This window comes from Algibacter aquimarinus (assembly GCF_039543265.1).
Taxonomy (GTDB): Bacteria; Bacteroidota; Bacteroidia; order Flavobacteriales; family Flavobacteriaceae; genus Algibacter_B; species Algibacter_B aquimarinus.
Map to the genome: position 1 here is coordinate 113,496 of NZ_BAABJK010000011.1, position 16,619 is coordinate 130,114.

A 16,619-nucleotide genomic window follows, 5' to 3' on the forward strand; every position below is an offset into this window, starting at 1 on the left:
AAAAGCCATTGTAAAAACTTTGGCTTTTTTTAGTTGTAATGATTAAAAATCTTTGAAGCTTCATTATAAGCACTTTCAAAACTCAAAGCATTTAAATTATTTTTTTGTTGTGAAGTAAAGTAAGACAACAACTTCTCGGTAGGCATATTGCCTGTAAGTTCGTCTTTCGCCATTGGGCATCCTCCAAATCCTTGTATAGCACCATCAAAACGATTACAACCAGCATTGTAAGCTGCATCTACTTTTTCAAACCAACTATTTGGAGTTGTATGTAAATGTGCACCAAATTCTATATTTGGATATTTTGGAATTAAATTAGAAAATAGATAATCAATACTTTCAGGGCTTGAAGTTCCAACCGTATCACTAAGTGATAAAATTTTTACACCCATATTAGCAAGTTTCTCAGTCCACTCTCCTACTATATCAACATTCCAAGGATCCCCATAAGGATTTCCAAAACCCATTGATATATAAACCACAACCTGCTTATTTGATTTTTGAGCAATTTCTAAAATTTCAGAAAGTGTAATAACAGATTGAGCTATAGTTTTGTGCGTGTTACGCATTTGAAAATTCTCTGAAATTGAAAACGGATAGCCCAAATAATGAATTTCATGATGCTTACAAGCATCATTTGCGCCTCTGGTATTAGCTATTATAGCTAAAAGTTTGCTAGTGGTTTTACTCAAATCTAACTGAGACAAAACTTGCGCTGTATCCGCCATTTGAGGGATTGCTTTAGGAGATACAAAACTACCAAAATCAATAGTATCAAAGCCAACTCTTAAAAGCGATTGAATATATTGTACCTTTTGTTCTGTTGGTATAAATTGTTTTATACCTTGCATAGCATCTCTGGGACATTCAATTATTTTAATTGGTTTAGACATTCTATTCCTTTGTAAAAAAGTAAAAATACTACTAATTTTTGTAAGCCTTAAATATAATAATCGACATAGTTGTAACCAATCTTTACTTTATGAAAACCTTTATTCTTTTTAGTTTTCTTCTTATAAACAGCCTCATTTTTGCCCAAAGTACAGCAACATATAATTTTACTTTTACCAGTTCTTGGAATGAAATAGACCATACATCTATACCAAATAACGCGCATTGGTCTAATTTAGTTGGTGCCACTCATAAAACTGAAAATTATTTTATAAAAACTGGAGAAGTTGCAAGTTTAGGAATTAAAAACGTTGCTGAATTGGGAGATAACACAGCTTTTAACAATGAAGTTAATAATGCTATTAGCACAAATGAAGCTAAACAATGGTTGCAATCTGGTTTTTCTCCTTTTGCCGCTATTAGCTCTGCCAATTTAAATGGTATTGAAGTGACCGAAGAATATCATTTAATTACATTAGTGTCTATGATTGCACCAAGTCCGGACTGGTTAATTTCAGTTAATAGTTTGGATTTAAGAAATGACACTAATACAGGATGGAAAACAGATTTTTCAATAGATGTATTTGCATATGATTCTGGATCTGATGATGGCGTAAATTATGATTCAACAGATGTTATAAGTTCACCTCCTTTAGGTATATTTTTAATTAACGGATTACCTTTTAATGGTAACAAAATAGGAACATTAACCGTTACTTTAGAATCTGTTTTAGGAGTTACAGAAAACTCAATATTTGAAGGTGTAAATGTATTTTCAAATCCAACTGAAGGTAAAATAACAATTTCAAATATTCGAAATATAGATTTAATGTCTGTAGAGGTATACAATGTATTGGGAAGACTCATAAAAAGTGAAATGAATTTTATGAAAAATCAGCAAAATTTAGACATCAATCTATCAAATATAAATAAAGGTTTATACGTATTAAAACTAGCCACAAACAAAGGGCAAATATTAACCAAAAAAGTAATTGTAAAATAACTATTATTAAAACATTGCGATATTATTAAAATATAAACACAAAATTTGTTGAATTAGCGAAAAAATAGGTGTTTCAACGTTTATATTCCTGTAAATTTTCATTTACATATACATTTGAAAAAATGTTTCGTCCCAAATGAATCTTTTTACTTTTAGATTTTACCTAATCCTAATTTCGATGTTTTTCCTATCGATAAATACAAATGTATTTTCTCAAAATACAGATTCTGCTAACTGTGGAAATATTACAACTTCTCAATCTCTCGAATTGTTTAATAATTTAAGGCCTCAACTTAAAAACTACGAAGAACATTTTTTACAAAATAAACGCAATACCAATAAAACATCTAGAACACCTATTAATTCTGTTCCCGTCAACATAACTATTTTAAGAAATACAGATGGTTCTGAAGGTATTAACGTTTCAGATGTTAAAAATGCAATTTCTAATTTAAACAGTATTTACGCCGAAGCTTATCTAGAGTTTTTCATCTGTGGTGAAGTTAATTATATTGATGATGACGAATCAGTTCATGTAAAAAAAGGCAGTGAAAGATATTTAACTGAAACTAACAATGTTCCAGGATCAATAAATATTTACTTTACACATGAAATAGTTAATGCTTCTAATGAAAGTATTTGTGGATATAGCAATAATATTTCTCGAAACGATTTTATCATGATAAAAAATGATTGTGCTACAAATAATTCATCTTTAGCTCATGAGATAGGTCATTTTTTCTCTTTAATTCACACTCACGGTCCTGACGATACTAATTCCACAGAACTAGTTGATGGAAGTAATTGCGATACTGATGGTGACGGTATTTGCGATACTCCGGCAGACCCAAAATTAAGCTATACAAACGTTAATAGTAATTGTAATTATACTGGTGCAGAAACAGATGCAAACGGTACTAAATATAATCCTGATACCAATAATATCATGTCTTATTCCAGAAAGGAATGTAGAAACTTCTTTTCAGATCAACAGTTAGCTAGAATTTATGCATATTACCAGACCGTCAAAAATTATTTGTCTTGTCCTGATTTTAATGCAGATTTTACAGCGGACGTATCTCAAACCTGTGAAGACTCACTTACTGTTACCTTTGAGAATAGTTGCGAAAATGTTACAAGTTTAGAGTGGGATATGAATTCTGATGGAATTACAGATTACACTACAAAAAACCCAACACACACTTTTAATAGTGGAATTTATGATATAACATTAACAGTTCATACCAAAACAAAGACAATAACTAAAACATACGCTAATTTTATAAAAGTTGGAACAGAACTTAATGTTTTAAATGAAGATTTTGAAGATCTTGTTTTATTTGGTGATCATGGTTGGACTGCAAAAGATGCATCAGGAAATGGATATAGTTGGTTGTTAAATAAAGGAGAAACTTATACAGAAGAAACAGGACCAACATTTAAAAACTCAGGAAACAAAGTGACTAATACATATATTTATGCAGAAGCATCAGGTGCTAAATATGGCGATGTTGCAGAATTTGTTTCACCTTGTATAAATGTTGATTATTCAAATTCAGAAATTGAATTTTCATATCATATGTTTGGTAGTGGTATTGGAGAGTTACATGTAGATGTAAAAACTGATAATGGCTATATTTTAGATGTTATTGAACCTCTTATTGGAAGTCAACAAACAAATCAGGAAGATGATTTTTTAATTCAAAATATTGATTTATCAACTTTTACAAATCAAACTATCAATATTCGTTTCAGAGCAATCAGAGGCACAAGTTGGGAAGGAGATATTGCCATAGATAATATTCTTTTCAAAACAATATCTACATCAATTACAGATACGCCTGTTAAAGTATATCCAAATCCAATGAGAGGAAATTTGCTTTACGTTAAAACAGACACACCAAAAGAGCCAACTACATTTCAAATATCTAGCTTAGAAGGACAAGTGTTTAAATCTGGAACTTTAACTACTAGACCGATTGACGTTAGTAATTTATCCTCAGGAATGTATTTAATTACAATTGAGAAAAAAGGATCCAGAATTACTAAAAAAATAATTAAATAGTAACTACTTTTTATTCAAGATAGCCTTATTAATCTTTTTTACTAGGCTAGGCCCTTCATAGATAAAGCCTGTATAAACTTGTACTAAATCTGCACCAGCATCAATTTTTTCTAGCGCATCTTCAGCTGAATGTATACCACCCACTCCAATTATAGGAAAAGCTTTATCACTCTTTTCTGATAAGTATTTAATTACTCGAGTACTCTTTTCTTTTATGGGTTGTCCGCTTAAACCACCGTTTCCAATATCTTCCAAAATTTTATCAGAAGCTTTTAAACCTTTTCTATCTGTTGATGTATTACTAGCAATAACGCCATCAAGTTTGGTTTCAGAAACCAATTCAACAATTTCATCTAATTGCAAGTCATTCAAATCTGGAGCTATTTTTAAAAGAATTGGCTTTTGTGTTTCAAAACTACTATTTGCTTTTTGTACTGAGCTGATTAATTCTTCCAAATAATCTTTATCATTTAATTTGGCATGACTTCCAACATTAGGGCAACTTACATTTAACACAAAATAGTCAACAAAAGGATGTAATGCATTAAAACACTTTAAGTAATCCTTGGTATAATTCTCAGGTTTAGTTTGGGTGTTCTTACCTATATTTCCACCTATAATAAGTTTTCCTTTATTCTTTTTTAATTGGGTAATTGCAGCTTCTAATCCTTCATTATTAAAACCCATTCGGTTAATAATACCTTGGTCGTCTTTGAGTCTGAAAAGACGTTTTTTAGGATTTCCTGCTTGTGCTTTTGGTGTAACTGTTCCTATTTCTATAAACCCGAAACCAAAATCTGCCAGTTCATTATAGAGTACCGCATTTTTATCAAAACCAGCAGCTAAACCAACTGGATTTTTAAAAGTTAACCCAAATAATTGTCTTTCTAGTTTTTTATCATTAACAACATATAAACTTCTAAAAAGAGAGGTTAAACCAGGGATTTTAGAACTGAATTTTATTAACGAAAACGTAAAATGATGAATTTTTTCAGGGTCGAAACTAAAAAATAAAGGGCGAAGTAATAGTTTGTACATCAGTATTATTTATGCAAAAATACTTCTAAATAAAAAAATGCGCAATTCAAATGATAAAAATCTCAATAATCGTAACTTTAGGCTTTAAAAGCCATTTAATTATCTCACTCAAGCTCTAAATATATTTATATAAAATTATGCTCTCTAAGGAATACATCATCAAACGTTTTATAAGTTACGTAACTATTGACACCGAATCAGACCCAACTTCAAATACAACCCCAAGTACAAAAAAACAATGGGATTTGGCAAATAAACTTGCTGAGGAATTAAAAGCTATTGGCATGAGCGATGTAACTATTGATGATAATGCATACATAATGGCTACTTTACCAAGTAATATAGATTTTGATGTGCCAACTATAGGTTTTATTTCTCATTTTGATACATCACCAGATTTTACAGGAGCTAATGTAAAACCGCAAATTCATGAAAATTACCTTGGTGGAGATATATTGCTAAATAAAGAAGAAAATATTGTACTCTCGCCAAATTATTTTGAAGATTTACGCCTATACATTGGACAAACTTTAATTACTACAGATGGAACAACGCTTCTAGGGGCCGATGATAAAGCAGGAATTTGTGAAATAGTTTCAGCAATGGAATATTTAATTCAACATCCAGAAATAAAGCATGGAAAAATACGAGTTGGTTTTACACCAGATGAAGAGATTGGAAGAGGTGCTCACAAATTTGATGTTAAAAAATTTGGAGCAGATTGGGCATATACTATGGATGGAAGTCAAATTGGCGAACTAGAATACGAAAATTTCAATGCTGCAAGTGCAGTAGTAAAAGTAAAAGGAAAAATTGTTCATCCGGGTTATGCTAAAGACAAACTTATAAACTCTATGTACATAGCTACAGAGTTTATAAACTCCTTACCTATGCTAGAAACCCCAGAACATACAGATGGATATCAAGGCTTTTTTCATTTGCATGATATAGAAGGGCATGTTGAAGAAACTAAACTACAATATATTATTCGCGACCATGACAAAGAGCATTTTGAAGCACGAAAAGAGATGATGCAAAAGCTAACAAACGAGCTAAATTCACAATATCAACGAGAAGTTATTACCATAGAAATTAAAGACCAATATTACAATATGAAAGAGAAGGTTGAACCTGTGATGCATATTGTAGATATTGCTGAAGAAGCCATGAAGCAACTTAATATAAAACCTTTAATTAAAGCTATTCGAGGAGGAACTGATGGATCTCAATTGAGTTATATGGGATTACCTTGCCCAAATATTTTTGCTGGCGGACATAATTTTCATGGTAGATATGAGTATGTGCCTGTTGAAAGTATGATTAAGGCTACTGAAGTTATTTGTAAAATTGCAGAGTTAACGGCTTTAAAAAAATAGGTGGTTTTATTGATAAAGATTTTAAAAAAATTAGACAAAATACGTTTATAATTTATACGATTAGTAAAGTCGCTCTCTCTAAAAAATAGTATTTTAAAAAGTTTTAACGAATAGCCTATCCCTATTTCAGGTTAAGACCCAAAATACCATAAATAAAAAAACGCTCACTAAAAAAGTGAACGTTTTATTTATCTCATCTAACCAAACTAACTAATAAAATTAAGAGATAAAATATTTATTTTGTTATTTCTTCCTTTTCAATATTGGCCTTATCTTTTATAATGCTACTGTAAATAATTGCTGTAACAATACCTACGGAAACACCTATAGGTATACCCAACCCAATCCAAGTTCCAACATCATTTGTAATGGAACCTATAATAGTACCTAAAGTCACTCCAAAAGAGCTTCCTAAAGCAACTCCTAGACCTATATACTTTACTGATTGCGTCTCTTTATTCATAATAAATTAACTAATAAAATTAATAGATAAAGGATATTTAGGAGTCTCGCCTTGGCTAGCTCTAACAGCATTTACAATAGGAAATAGTATGGAAACAATTCCTAAAACTATAAATCCTAATAAACCCAATCCGAATAATAATATTAATGGAATACAGATTATAAAGTAAACTATTAAACTTAATTGAAAGTTTACAATATTTTTTCCGTGTTCATCCATTTGATATACTTTTTCTTTTTGCGTAAGCCATAAAACTAATGGCAATAGTAAGCTTCCAAAACCAGTAATTAACATAATTAACTGACTTAGATGTGTAATAACGATTAATTGATTGTCTTGTCTCATGATGGTGTAATTTTTTGATTGATACTTATTTGACGCACCTACACAAAAAATGTTACACCTTTAAATAAAAATTCGAGAGTTTTTAAAACTTATTCGCTCTAACAAAGAAGACTGTAATTACTAAGCGAACAATAATCAAAATAATGTTTACAAAAAGGTTGATATATTTACCTTAATTGTAGTCTATGAATAAAATAAACCAATCTTTTTTATTTAGAATAAAGAATTTAAATACTTATAAATCAGTTATTTTTAAGTCTCATTCTTTCTCCCATAAGCTTTTGATGCTCTTGAAACCATTCTGGTTGCTCAATTTCATAATCATAAATATAGTCGGCAATTTCCTTAATAACATCATCTGGATAAGGCATTTTTTGCATGACTCCAAATCGTTTAATTGCCCCATACATTTTTGCGTCTTTTTCATTGGGGTTAGCTATCCAATTCTGGATATTTACTATAAATTCTTCTTTTGATGTGTTTCTTGAGATATAATGCCTTTTTACAGCAATCATTGGTGGAGCCAATCTTTTATCTTCTGAAGTTCTAGCATCATGACAAGCATAACAGTAGGTTTCCATTAATTTTTTTCCTGAATGTATAGAGTCTTGATCCTTTTTAACATCTATATTAATATCATTTTTAGCATAAGATACTTTGTTTGAATTGTTACAACTTACTAAAAATAAAACAACTGCTAGAGCTAATATGATTGTTCTCATTTATATATATTTTAAATTATTTACAACATTAATTAAATACTAAACTGCTTTAAAACCAGTAGTGGGATATCAATTTTAAAAGCGAAGGTTTCTACAGCATGTTTATTAAGAAGACGTTCTAAAAAAGAATGTTTTTTTGCTAACATCGTTATCATCTTTATATTATTTTCTAATAAAAAATCATGAATAGTATCATAGATATTTTTATCATTTGAAACAATTCTATCATATTCAACCTTAGTAAAGTGTTTTTGAAAAAAGTCTATATTCTGTGTTAGATTTACTTCAAAATTATTTTCTTCAATAACATGTAAAATATCCAATTTAGATTTATGTAGTAATGCTAAATCTTTTAAAAGTTTTAAATTCTCAATAGTATAATATGTCGAAAAGCTACTTGTAAAAGCTATAGTATCTAAACTTTTAAAAATACAATTATCGGGGATTGCTAATACTGGTGTTTTACAGCGCTGAATTACACGAACAGTATTACTACCAAATAAAACTTTAGATAAACCTGAGGCACCTTTTGTACCCATTACAATTAAATCGACATTATTATTTTCACATGTTTGGTTAATTGAATCTATAAAATTGTCATAATCAACTATTGAATGGTAAGTATGCAAATCATTCTTATTCTTCTTTTCCATTTGTAGAATAATATTGCTAATCGATTTTTGTGCAGCATCAACCAAAGTATTATAAATTGTTGCTGATGATGAAACGGTCATCATATCATCAGATATGAATGATGATGCTTTTTGCACATTCATTATATAAAATTCACATTCTAAATGCTCGAATAATTTTGCCGCATATTTAATAGCATTAATTGAATTTTGAGAAAAATCTGTTGGCAGTAAAATAGTTTTCATGGCTAAAAAAGATTTAAGATAAATTTAGTTAGCTACTAAAAAGAAAACTATGATAAATATCAGTTAGTAAGTAAGTTAAAATAAAAAAAACATTTATATTTAATAAATCTTTTTAAAGTGTAAAATAAGTAAGTATTTTCTCTATTTATTTTATATTTGTTCTAAGTTATTTAGTTTAAAGAATACATGAAAATTTTCTGCTGTCTCTCACTATTTGTTTTAATTGGAACGTGCTCTACTCAAAAGTATACTGCTAAAATTCAAAATGTTAAAGATAGTGTACATGTAATTGATAGCGCATTAGTTGTTCGTTACTCTAAAACAATAACTTCTAAAGAATTAAGTAAACATTTATACAAATATGCTTCAGATGAATTTGAAGGCAGAAAAGTTGGCGAGCCAGGACAAAGAAAAGCTGCAGAATTTTTAAAGAATTATTACCAAAATGAAAATATAGAATCTGCCTTTGGGGGAGATAACTACTTTCAAAATATTCCTGAAGAATTCTTTTCTAAAATTGACAAGCCTTCAGAAAATGTACTCGCATACATTGAGGGTACCGAAAGACCTGACGAGCTTATTGTTGTATCCTCGCATTTAGACCACTTAGGTATAACTAAAGATGGACATATAAATTATGGTGCTGACGATGATGGCTCTGGTACTGTAGCACTTATGGAGATGGCTCAAGCTTTTCAGATTGCTAAAAACGAGGGTAATGGTCCAAAACGCAGTATTTTATTTTTACACTTAACAGCAGAAGAAATTGGGAAAAAAGGATCTGAATATTATGTAAAAAATCCTGTTTTTCCTTTAGAAAACACTATAGCAAACCTTAATATAGATATGATTGGAAGAGTAGATAACAATCATAAAGAGGATGAAAACTATATTTATCTCATAGGTTCTGATAGATTGAGTAAAGAACTACATTATATATCTGAGAAAGTAAACACCACCCATTTTAATATTAATCTAGACTATAGATTTAACGTTAAAGGTGAAAAAAACAAATATTACTCCCGCTCAGACCATTATAACTTTGCAATGCAAGGCATACCTGTTATTTTTTATTTTAATGGAGAACATAGCGATTACCACCTTCCATCTGATACTCCAGATAAAATTAATTACAAATTATTAGAAAAACGTACTAAACTTATTTTTGCTACCACCTGGCAAATTGCAAATCAAGACAGTAGATTGGCTGTTGATGAAAACAACGAACTGTTAAAATAGGTTCAAATAATGGCTTTTTTCTACATCTTTTTGTAATATCGTATTTTTTAAAACAAAAAATTAATGAAAAAACTTACATCTTTTTTATGTTTAGCTATTCTAATTACAGGGTGTAGCTCCTCTCAAAATAAAAATAAGGTAAAAAGTAAAATTGCATCTGACTATGCAGAAACAATAACCGCAGCAGAATTAAAAGATATGCTTTACACCTATGCCTCTGATGAATTTGAAGGCAGAAAAACAGGAGAGCCAGGGCAAAAAAAAGCTGTAAATTATATTAAAGATCAATATATTGCTAATGGAATTCCATCTCCTATTTCAAAAAATGATTATTTTCAAGAAGTTCCAGCATCATACTTAAGAAGTGGTTTTAATGACTCTGAAAATGTAGTTGCTTTTATTGAAGGTTCAGAAAAGCCTAATGAAGTTCTCATTATTTCAGCACATTTAGACCATATTGGTATATCTAAAAATGGAGATATTAACAATGGTGCTGATGACGATGGCTCAGGTACGGTTGCCATATTAGAAATTGCTGAAGCATTCCAAAATGCTACCAAAGATGGTAATGGGCCAAAACGATCAATCCTTTTTTTACATGTAACCGGTGAAGAAATTGGTCTTTTTGGTTCGAGATACTACACAGATGAAGATCCCATTTTTCCTTTAAAAAACACAATTGCCAATTTAAATATTGACATGATTGGTAGAATAGATTCAAAACATGAAAGCAAACCAAACTATTTGTATTTAATAGGATCTGACAAGTTAAGTAAAGAGTTACACAAATTATCAGAAGCTATAAATAAAGAGTTTACAAAACTTGATTTTGACTATACCTATAATGATGAAAACGATCCTAATCGTTTTTACTATCGCTCAGATCACTATAATTTTGCTAAAAACAATATTCCAGTTATTTTTTACTTCAATGGCACGCACGTAGATTATCATCAACCAAGTGATACGCCTGATAAAATAAATTATGAATTCTTAGAAACCAGGGCTAGACTCATTTTCCATACAGCATGGGAATTAGCAAATAGAGAAGAGAGAATAAAACTAGATTAAATAGCAAAACAAAAAAAGCCTTTCAAAATTTGAAAGGCTTTACTTTTTGGGTGGAAGACCGGATTCGAACCGGCGACCCTTGGTACCACAAACCAATGCTCTAACCAACTGAGCTACAACCACCGTGTAACGCATTTTGTAATGCGTGTGCAAATGTAAATTATTTCAATGGTAACTACAAAGACTTTTTTAATATTTTACGCTCTATTTCAAATAAAAATTACAATTTAAAAACTATTTTAAATCAAACAATCCATCCACAGCAACGTAACGCTCTACATTAAAACCTTCTGCATATTCTACACCTACCAATCGTCCTAAATCTTGTGCTCTATATTTAACACTTTCTGTGAAATTTTTACTTGAAATAGGTGTTTGTGGTTCTTTACTTTTAGCATCGTAAAATTGAGTTTGGTATGCTAAAACTGATTCCATTTTTTTATCCATAAAGCCAGAAACATCAACAACAAAATCAGGCTCTATATTTTTCCATTGCATATAATGATAAACTTGTTTTGGCCTCCATGGTAGTTGAACATTATTCTCAATTTTAGTTTCAACTTTAACCAAACCACTTAAAAAACAAGCATCGCTAACTAATTGGCTTCCTTTACCATGATCTATATGCCTATCATCAATTGTATTACAGAGTACAATCTCGGGTTGGTATTTTCTAATCATTTTAATAACCTCAATTTGATGCTGTTTGTCATTAACAAAAAAGCCATCTGAAAACTTCAAGTTTTCTCGAAAACTAACTCCTAATATTTCTGCTGCGTTTTTAGATTCTAAATCTCTAGTTTCTGCCGTACCTCTCGTTCCTAATTCGCCGCGAGTTAAATCGATTATACCTACTTTTTTTCCATTTGCAATCTCTTTGGCTATTGTGGCCCCACAACCTAACTCTACATCATCTGGATGTGCTCCTAAAGCAAGTATATCTATTTTCATGTGTTTAATTTATTATTTTTAAATTTTAATTTTATTAAATATATTAAGAATAGTTAAAAATCGACTGTAACTATTGCGTTTTCGTATTCCAACTCTACAATTTAAAGTATTAAATTTTAATAATTACTCAAAAATGAAGTGCCTATAAAAAGCATGACTTTAGTCATAATTATTAGTGAATATCAAATGTAATTTTACTCCATAATAAAGAAACAAAATGTACATCTTAAATGAACTTCATTGATGTATTAAATGTAAAATTAATAAACAATTATAAAATATGATCTATTTAATGCTCCTCATTTTAGTTATAACAATTGGTCTCTTCGTGTGGGGAAAATTTACACCAGATATTGTAGCTCTTATTTCTATGATTAGTTTATTCTTAACAGGTATTTTAGATGCCACAGAAACGTTGAGTGGTTTTAGTAACCCAACTGTAATTATGATTGCTGCCCTATTTATTATTGGAGAAGGCATTGCACAAACAGGATGGACAGCCATGGCTGGTAAAAAGTTTGTAGAGTGGGCTGGAAAAAGTGTACCTAAATTATTAGTAATAATCACTCTTGGTGCTGGTGTTTTATCTGGTTTTGTAAGTAATACTGGTACCGTTGCAACTTTAATGCCTTTAACTATATCATCAGCATGGAGTATTGGGACGCTTCCATCTAAAATGCTAATGCCTGTTGCTTTTGGTTCTAATACTGGAGGTTTACTAACCTTAACAGGAACGCCTCCAAACATTATTGCTAGTAACTCGCTTGTTGAAGCTGGATTTGAAGGATTCTCTTTCTTTGAATTTGCATTAATAGGGCTACCTCTATTAATAATTGCACTAATTTATTTTAGATATATAGGTTACAGATTACTACCCAAAAACAAAACCAATAACAAACCTGTTAATATTGAATCTACCTTACATAATTGGATAGAGGCCTATAAGGTTGACAATGGTTATTACCGCTTACGTGTGCGATCAATTTCACCACTTTTAAATACAAAAATTCAAAAATGGCAGTTTGAGAAAAAATATGATATTTCCATTATACGTATCAGAAGACGACACCCTAATTTATTAAAAAAAGTACCTACTTTTATAGAGTTTCCGGATCCTAATACAGAGTTTTTATACCATGACATTATTACCGTTAAAGGTGATACTGAAGCTATCAATAAGTTGATGATTACATTCAGATTAGGACTTCTACCTCTAGAACCTATCGCAGATGAACTTAAGAACAACCTTATTAATCAAGAGGTTGGTATGACTGAAGTCATTGTAAATCCAAATTCGCTACTAGTAGGAAGACGTTATAAGCTAGGTGATTACTTCAAACGTTTTGGAATTCAGCTTTTAGCGGCATCAAGAAATAAAAAACCAATTCTTCAAAAAGAAATAGTTGTAAAGGCAGGTGATGCTTTTTTAATTCGAGGTACTTGGGAAGATATAGACGACCTTAAAAAACAACACGAAAACTTAGTAATTATTGGTAGTCCAGAAGGAATGGCTAAAAATGTAGATAACTTAAATGGAAAATCATACATTGCTTTAGGAGCATTATTATTAATGATTGTTTTTATGGTATTTAAAATAGTTCCGGGTTCTATAGCTGCACTAATATCTGCAGGAATCGTTTTATTAACAGGCTGCGTGCCAATTACAAAAGCCTACAAAGGTATTAGTTGGACAAGTGTAGTAATGATTGCCGCTATGATACCTATGGGTATTGCACTACAAAAAACTGGAACTGCCCAAATTATTGCAAATGGCTTGGTTGATTATTTAGGAGCTATTCACCCTATAATGTTATTAGGTGGTGTATTTCTATTAACCACTACTTTTAGCCAAGTTATAAATAATTCTGCGACAGCAGTACTAATGGCACCAATAGCGATTTTAGCAGCAAACTCTTTAAATTTATCACCAGAGCCTTTCATGATTGTAGTTGCCATAAGTGCATCAACAGCATTTTTAACACCTATTGGCACAACAACCAACGCTATGGTGATGACGGCCGGTGGATATAAATTTATGAATTATCTAAAAGTAGGTGCACCACTCTTGCTCATATTTTTTATTATCACATTAATTTTAGTGCCTCTTATATGGCCCTTTTAAAAGGCCTAATAAGTAAGATGAAATACTTTTAATAAATAAGCGTTGTTAATTTCTGATTTTCAACGCTTTTTATTTGAAAGTCCAGGCTACAATTCGTGATATTTTATTACCCTGTCCCATAGGAATCGTTTTAATATCAGTTGCTTCTAGTTTTTCTAGTGAGGTGTAAATACCTTTCACTAAATCTTTTCTTGAAACTAATGTTGTAAACCAAGTACTATTTTCTTTATATAAAGAACTTTCATAAAGATAATTATGAATGAAAGCCTTTTCACTACCTTTATACCATAATTCATGATGTGTTCCAGCAAAATTTCTAACAACCTTTTTGTCTTCTGTTTTAAGTCCTTTCAATTTTCGAGTTGTTGCCTCCATAGCTTCGCTTTTAGATTTATAAAATGGCGGATTACATATGGTTACTGAAAATTTATTATCTTTCTCTAAAATGCCTTTAAAAATTCGAGAACTATCTTTTTGAAATCGCAAAGAAATAAAATCACTTAATTTATTCTTATCTATAATTTTTTGAGCATATTGTAATGATTTTTCATCAATATCAGTAGCTACAAATTTCCAGTTATATTCTGCGTTTCCTAATAGAGGATAAATACAACTAGCACCAGTTCCAATATCTAACACCCTAATATGTTCTTCAATATTTGATAATTTTAATAAATCTGAAACATGATGAATATAATCTACTCGCCCAGGAATTGGAGGACATAAATTAATATCTGGAAACTCCCAAAAGTCTATATTATAATGCTTTTTAAGTAATGCGCTATTTAATGCTTTAATAGCTTTTGGGTTAGCAAAATCAATAGTTTTCTTTTGAAATTTATTTTCAAAAACAAAAGGCAATAAACTTGGAGATTCTTCACATAAAGCATTTAAATCGTATCCTGATTTATGTTTGTTTTTTGGATGGAAATTTTGACTATTTTTCATTGTATATAAATCTACTATACCTCAACCCGTTTCCAATTTCCTTTTTTAAACCAAATGATAGCAATAATGGCTATTAAGATTTCCGCTAAAGTAATAGCCCAAAACACACCAGCTGGTCCAAAATCTAGTGTAATTGCCATAAAGTAAGCAAATGGTAATTGAAGTAACCAAAAACAAACAAAGTTAATATAGGTTGGTGTTTTAGTATCTCCAGCTCCATTAAATGCATTTATAACTACCATCCCATAACCATAAAAAACATAACCTGCTGCAATAACACGTAAACATAAACTCCCATACTTAACAACATCTGGCGTTGTGTTAAATAACACGATAATTTGAGGTGCGAATACTAAATAAACTATAGAAACTAAACCCATAAATAGTGCGCTATATTTTCCTGTTTTCCAAACAGATAATTCTGCGCGATCAGGTTTTTTTGCTCCTAAATTTTGTCCCACTAAAGTTGCAGCAGCGTTGCTCATACCCCATGCTGGCATTAGTGTAAACATCATTACACGAATAGCAATGGTATAACCAGCAAGTACTTCGCTGCCAAACTCACTCATAATTCGCATTAAAAACACCCAGCTAGAAGTGCCGATTAAAAACTGACCAATACCGCCTAATGATACTTTAATTAAATTAAACATTACGCCTACTCTTAATACTAAATCTTTTAATCCTACTTTAATTTTACTGTAACCGTAAAACAAAATAGCTAATTGAAATAGTACTGCTGTACCTCTACCTATGGTAGTTGCGATTGCTGCGCCTTCAACACCAAAGGCTGGAACAGGACCGAAACCAAAAATGAATATCGGGTCAAGAATTATGTTTAATCCGTTTGATAGTACCAAAGTCCACATAGCAACAGATGCATCACCTGCACCTCTAAAAATTGCATTGATTAAAAACAGTAACATAATTGTAATATTACCTCCTAAAAGCACTTTTGTATAACCATACCCTTCTGCTATTAAATCGGGTTCAGCACCCATTAAACTCAAAATTTCTTTAGGGTATGTAATACCAATAACACTAATTATAGCAGCAACAAAAACACCAAGAAATATGACTTGAACCGCTGCATTTGAAGCCCCTTTTAAATCTTTCTCTCCTACACGACGAGCAACAACAGCAGTTGCAGCCATACTTAAACCAATGGCAACTGCATATACTAGAGTTATTACAGACTCTGTTAAACCAATAGTTGCTACTGCATTTACACTTACTTGAGACACATACATAATGTCTACGAGTGCAAAAATAGACTCCATAAGCATCTCCAAAATCATTGGGATTGATAACATGAAAACGGCACGACGAATACTACCAGTAGTAAACTCTTGCTCTTTGCCTGTAACAGCAATTTTAAAATATTGAAAGAATTGTTTTAATGAAATTTTACTTGATTGCATTTTGAAATAATTTAATATAAAACATGACTAAATGCTAAAACATTTAGATTTTGTTTTGCTCGATAGAATCTCGACGCTTACCTGAA

Annotated in this window: 15 protein-coding genes and 1 tRNA gene; 6 read left to right on the top strand and 10 right to left on the bottom strand. The window is 30.8% G+C overall.

Translation table 11 applies throughout. From position 1 onward, the window contains the following. Nucleotides 1-29: 29 nt before the first annotated feature. Nucleotides 30-893: a hydroxymethylglutaryl-CoA lyase gene (locus ABD939_RS15135; protein WP_345170316.1), complete on the bottom strand. Its 864-nt coding sequence runs from the start codon at nucleotides 891-893 to the stop codon at nucleotides 30-32. An 89-nt stretch (nucleotides 894-982) separates the two neighbouring features. On the opposite strand from ABD939_RS15135, the gene ABD939_RS15140 reads away from it, so the two are divergent. Beyond that, nucleotides 983-1,894 carry a spondin domain-containing protein gene (locus tag ABD939_RS15140; RefSeq protein WP_345170318.1) on the top strand — a complete coding sequence of 304 codons (912 nt, stop codon included), beginning with the start codon at nucleotides 983-985 and terminating at the stop codon, nucleotides 1,892-1,894. 178 nt (nucleotides 1,895-2,072) lie between these two features. After that, nucleotides 2,073-3,959, top strand: a complete 1,887-nt coding sequence (locus tag ABD939_RS15145; protein ID WP_345170320.1) for a T9SS-dependent choice-of-anchor J family protein — start codon at nucleotides 2,073-2,075, stop codon at nucleotides 3,957-3,959. Between the two features lie 3 nt (nucleotides 3,960-3,962). Here ABD939_RS15145 and ABD939_RS15150 read toward each other — a convergent pair whose 3' ends face one another. Then, the gene (locus tag ABD939_RS15150) at nucleotides 3,963-4,997 is read right to left on the bottom strand and encodes a quinone-dependent dihydroorotate dehydrogenase (protein WP_345170322.1); all 1,035 of its coding nucleotides are present in this window, start codon (nucleotides 4,995-4,997) and stop codon (nucleotides 3,963-3,965) included. A gap of 137 nt (nucleotides 4,998-5,134) precedes the next feature. On the opposite strand from ABD939_RS15150, the gene pepT reads away from it, so the two are divergent. Beyond that, nucleotides 5,135-6,373: a peptidase T gene (gene pepT, locus ABD939_RS15155; protein WP_345170324.1), complete on the top strand. Its 1,239-nt coding sequence runs from the start codon at nucleotides 5,135-5,137 to the stop codon at nucleotides 6,371-6,373. A 235-nt stretch (nucleotides 6,374-6,608) separates the two neighbouring features. On the opposite strand, the gene ABD939_RS15160 is transcribed toward pepT, so the two are convergent. From ABD939_RS15160 to ABD939_RS15175, 4 genes are all read right to left on the bottom strand, one after another. Beyond that, entirely contained in the window at nucleotides 6,609-6,836 is a 228-nt protein-coding gene (locus ABD939_RS15160; protein WP_345170326.1) for a hypothetical protein, read from the bottom strand. A 6-nt stretch (nucleotides 6,837-6,842) separates the two neighbouring features. Beyond that, nucleotides 6,843-7,181 carry a DUF4870 domain-containing protein gene (locus ABD939_RS15165; RefSeq protein WP_345170328.1) on the bottom strand — a complete coding sequence of 113 codons (339 nt, stop codon included), beginning with the start codon at nucleotides 7,179-7,181 and terminating at the stop codon, nucleotides 6,843-6,845. A gap of 242 nt (nucleotides 7,182-7,423) precedes the next feature. Then, a complete protein-coding gene (locus ABD939_RS15170) occupies nucleotides 7,424-7,903 on the bottom strand; it encodes a hypothetical protein (RefSeq protein ID WP_345170330.1) in 480 nt (159 codons plus the stop codon). Nucleotides 7,904-7,935: 32 nt separating this feature from the next. After that, complete coding sequence (locus ABD939_RS15175; RefSeq protein ID WP_345170332.1) at nucleotides 7,936-8,781, bottom strand: universal stress protein; 846 nt, start codon at nucleotides 8,779-8,781, stop codon at nucleotides 7,936-7,938. A gap of 186 nt (nucleotides 8,782-8,967) precedes the next feature. On the opposite strand from ABD939_RS15175, the gene ABD939_RS15180 reads away from it, so the two are divergent. Together ABD939_RS15180 and ABD939_RS15185 are read left to right on the top strand one after the other, a co-directional pair. Beyond that, entirely contained in the window at nucleotides 8,968-10,020 is a 1,053-nt protein-coding gene (locus ABD939_RS15180) for a M28 family peptidase (RefSeq protein ID WP_345170334.1), read from the top strand. Nucleotides 10,021-10,083: 63 nt separating this feature from the next. Next, nucleotides 10,084-11,091 (top strand): M28 family metallopeptidase, encoded by a 1,008-nt coding sequence (locus ABD939_RS15185; protein WP_345170336.1) that lies wholly within the window; start codon nucleotides 10,084-10,086, stop codon nucleotides 11,089-11,091. Nucleotides 11,092-11,139: 48 nt separating this feature from the next. On the opposite strand, the gene ABD939_RS15190 is transcribed toward ABD939_RS15185, so the two are convergent. Both ABD939_RS15190 and bshB1 read right to left on the bottom strand, forming a co-directional pair. After that, nucleotides 11,140-11,215 (bottom strand) — tRNA-His (locus tag ABD939_RS15190). 110 nt (nucleotides 11,216-11,325) lie between these two features. After that, nucleotides 11,326-12,042: a bacillithiol biosynthesis deacetylase BshB1 gene (gene bshB1 / locus ABD939_RS15195; RefSeq protein ID WP_345170338.1), complete on the bottom strand. Its 717-nt coding sequence runs from the start codon at nucleotides 12,040-12,042 to the stop codon at nucleotides 11,326-11,328. A gap of 292 nt (nucleotides 12,043-12,334) precedes the next feature. Here bshB1 and ABD939_RS15200 point away from each other — a divergent pair, with 292 nt between their 5' ends. After that, the gene (locus tag ABD939_RS15200; RefSeq protein WP_345170340.1) at nucleotides 12,335-14,164 is read left to right on the top strand and encodes an SLC13 family permease; all 1,830 of its coding nucleotides are present in this window, start codon (nucleotides 12,335-12,337) and stop codon (nucleotides 14,162-14,164) included. A 69-nt stretch (nucleotides 14,165-14,233) separates the two neighbouring features. Here the strand turns inward: ABD939_RS15200 and rlmF are convergent, their stop codons facing one another. Both rlmF and ABD939_RS15210 read right to left on the bottom strand, forming a co-directional pair. Next, nucleotides 14,234-15,112 carry a 23S rRNA (adenine(1618)-N(6))-methyltransferase RlmF gene (gene rlmF, locus ABD939_RS15205; RefSeq protein WP_345170342.1) on the bottom strand — a complete coding sequence of 293 codons (879 nt, stop codon included), beginning with the start codon at nucleotides 15,110-15,112 and terminating at the stop codon, nucleotides 14,234-14,236. 14 nt (nucleotides 15,113-15,126) lie between these two features. Continuing rightward, a complete protein-coding gene (locus ABD939_RS15210) occupies nucleotides 15,127-16,533 on the bottom strand; it encodes an MATE family efflux transporter (protein ID WP_345170344.1) in 1,407 nt (468 codons plus the stop codon). Nucleotides 16,534-16,619 lie beyond the last annotated feature (86 nt).

Bases quoted from the DNA above. Each gene is read 5' to 3' on its own strand.
- ABD939_RS15200 (WP_345170340.1), top strand. From the start codon at position 12,335: ATGCTCCTCATTTTAGTTATAACAATTGGTCTCTTCGTGTGGGGAAAA.
- ABD939_RS15140 (WP_345170318.1), top strand. From the start codon at position 983: ATGAAAACCTTTATTCTTTTTAGTTTTCTTCTTATAAACAGCCTCATT.
- ABD939_RS15145 (WP_345170320.1), top strand. From the start codon at position 2,073: ATGTTTTTCCTATCGATAAATACAAATGTATTTTCTCAAAATACAGAT.
- ABD939_RS15160 (WP_345170326.1), bottom strand. From the start codon at position 6,836: ATGAATAAAGAGACGCAATCAGTAAAGTATATAGGTCTAGGAGTTGCT.
- ABD939_RS15135 (WP_345170316.1), bottom strand. From the start codon at position 893: ATGTCTAAACCAATTAAAATAATTGAATGTCCCAGAGATGCTATGCAA.
- ABD939_RS15185 (WP_345170336.1), top strand. From the start codon at position 10,084: ATGAAAAAACTTACATCTTTTTTATGTTTAGCTATTCTAATTACAGGG.
- ABD939_RS15175 (WP_345170332.1), bottom strand. From the start codon at position 8,781: ATGAAAACTATTTTACTGCCAACAGATTTTTCTCAAAATTCAATTAAT.
- bshB1 (WP_345170338.1), bottom strand. From the start codon at position 12,042: ATGAAAATAGATATACTTGCTTTAGGAGCACATCCAGATGATGTAGAG.
- ABD939_RS15210 (WP_345170344.1), bottom strand. From the start codon at position 16,533: ATGCAATCAAGTAAAATTTCATTAAAACAATTCTTTCAATATTTTAAA.
- ABD939_RS15180 (WP_345170334.1), top strand. From the start codon at position 8,968: ATGAAAATTTTCTGCTGTCTCTCACTATTTGTTTTAATTGGAACGTGC.
- pepT (WP_345170324.1), top strand. From the start codon at position 5,135: ATGCTCTCTAAGGAATACATCATCAAACGTTTTATAAGTTACGTAACT.
- ABD939_RS15165 (WP_345170328.1), bottom strand. From the start codon at position 7,181: ATGAGACAAGACAATCAATTAATCGTTATTACACATCTAAGTCAGTTA.
- ABD939_RS15170 (WP_345170330.1), bottom strand. From the start codon at position 7,903: ATGAGAACAATCATATTAGCTCTAGCAGTTGTTTTATTTTTAGTAAGT.
- rlmF (WP_345170342.1), bottom strand. From the start codon at position 15,112: ATGAAAAATAGTCAAAATTTCCATCCAAAAAACAAACATAAATCAGGA.
- ABD939_RS15150 (WP_345170322.1), bottom strand. From the start codon at position 4,997: ATGTACAAACTATTACTTCGCCCTTTATTTTTTAGTTTCGACCCTGAA.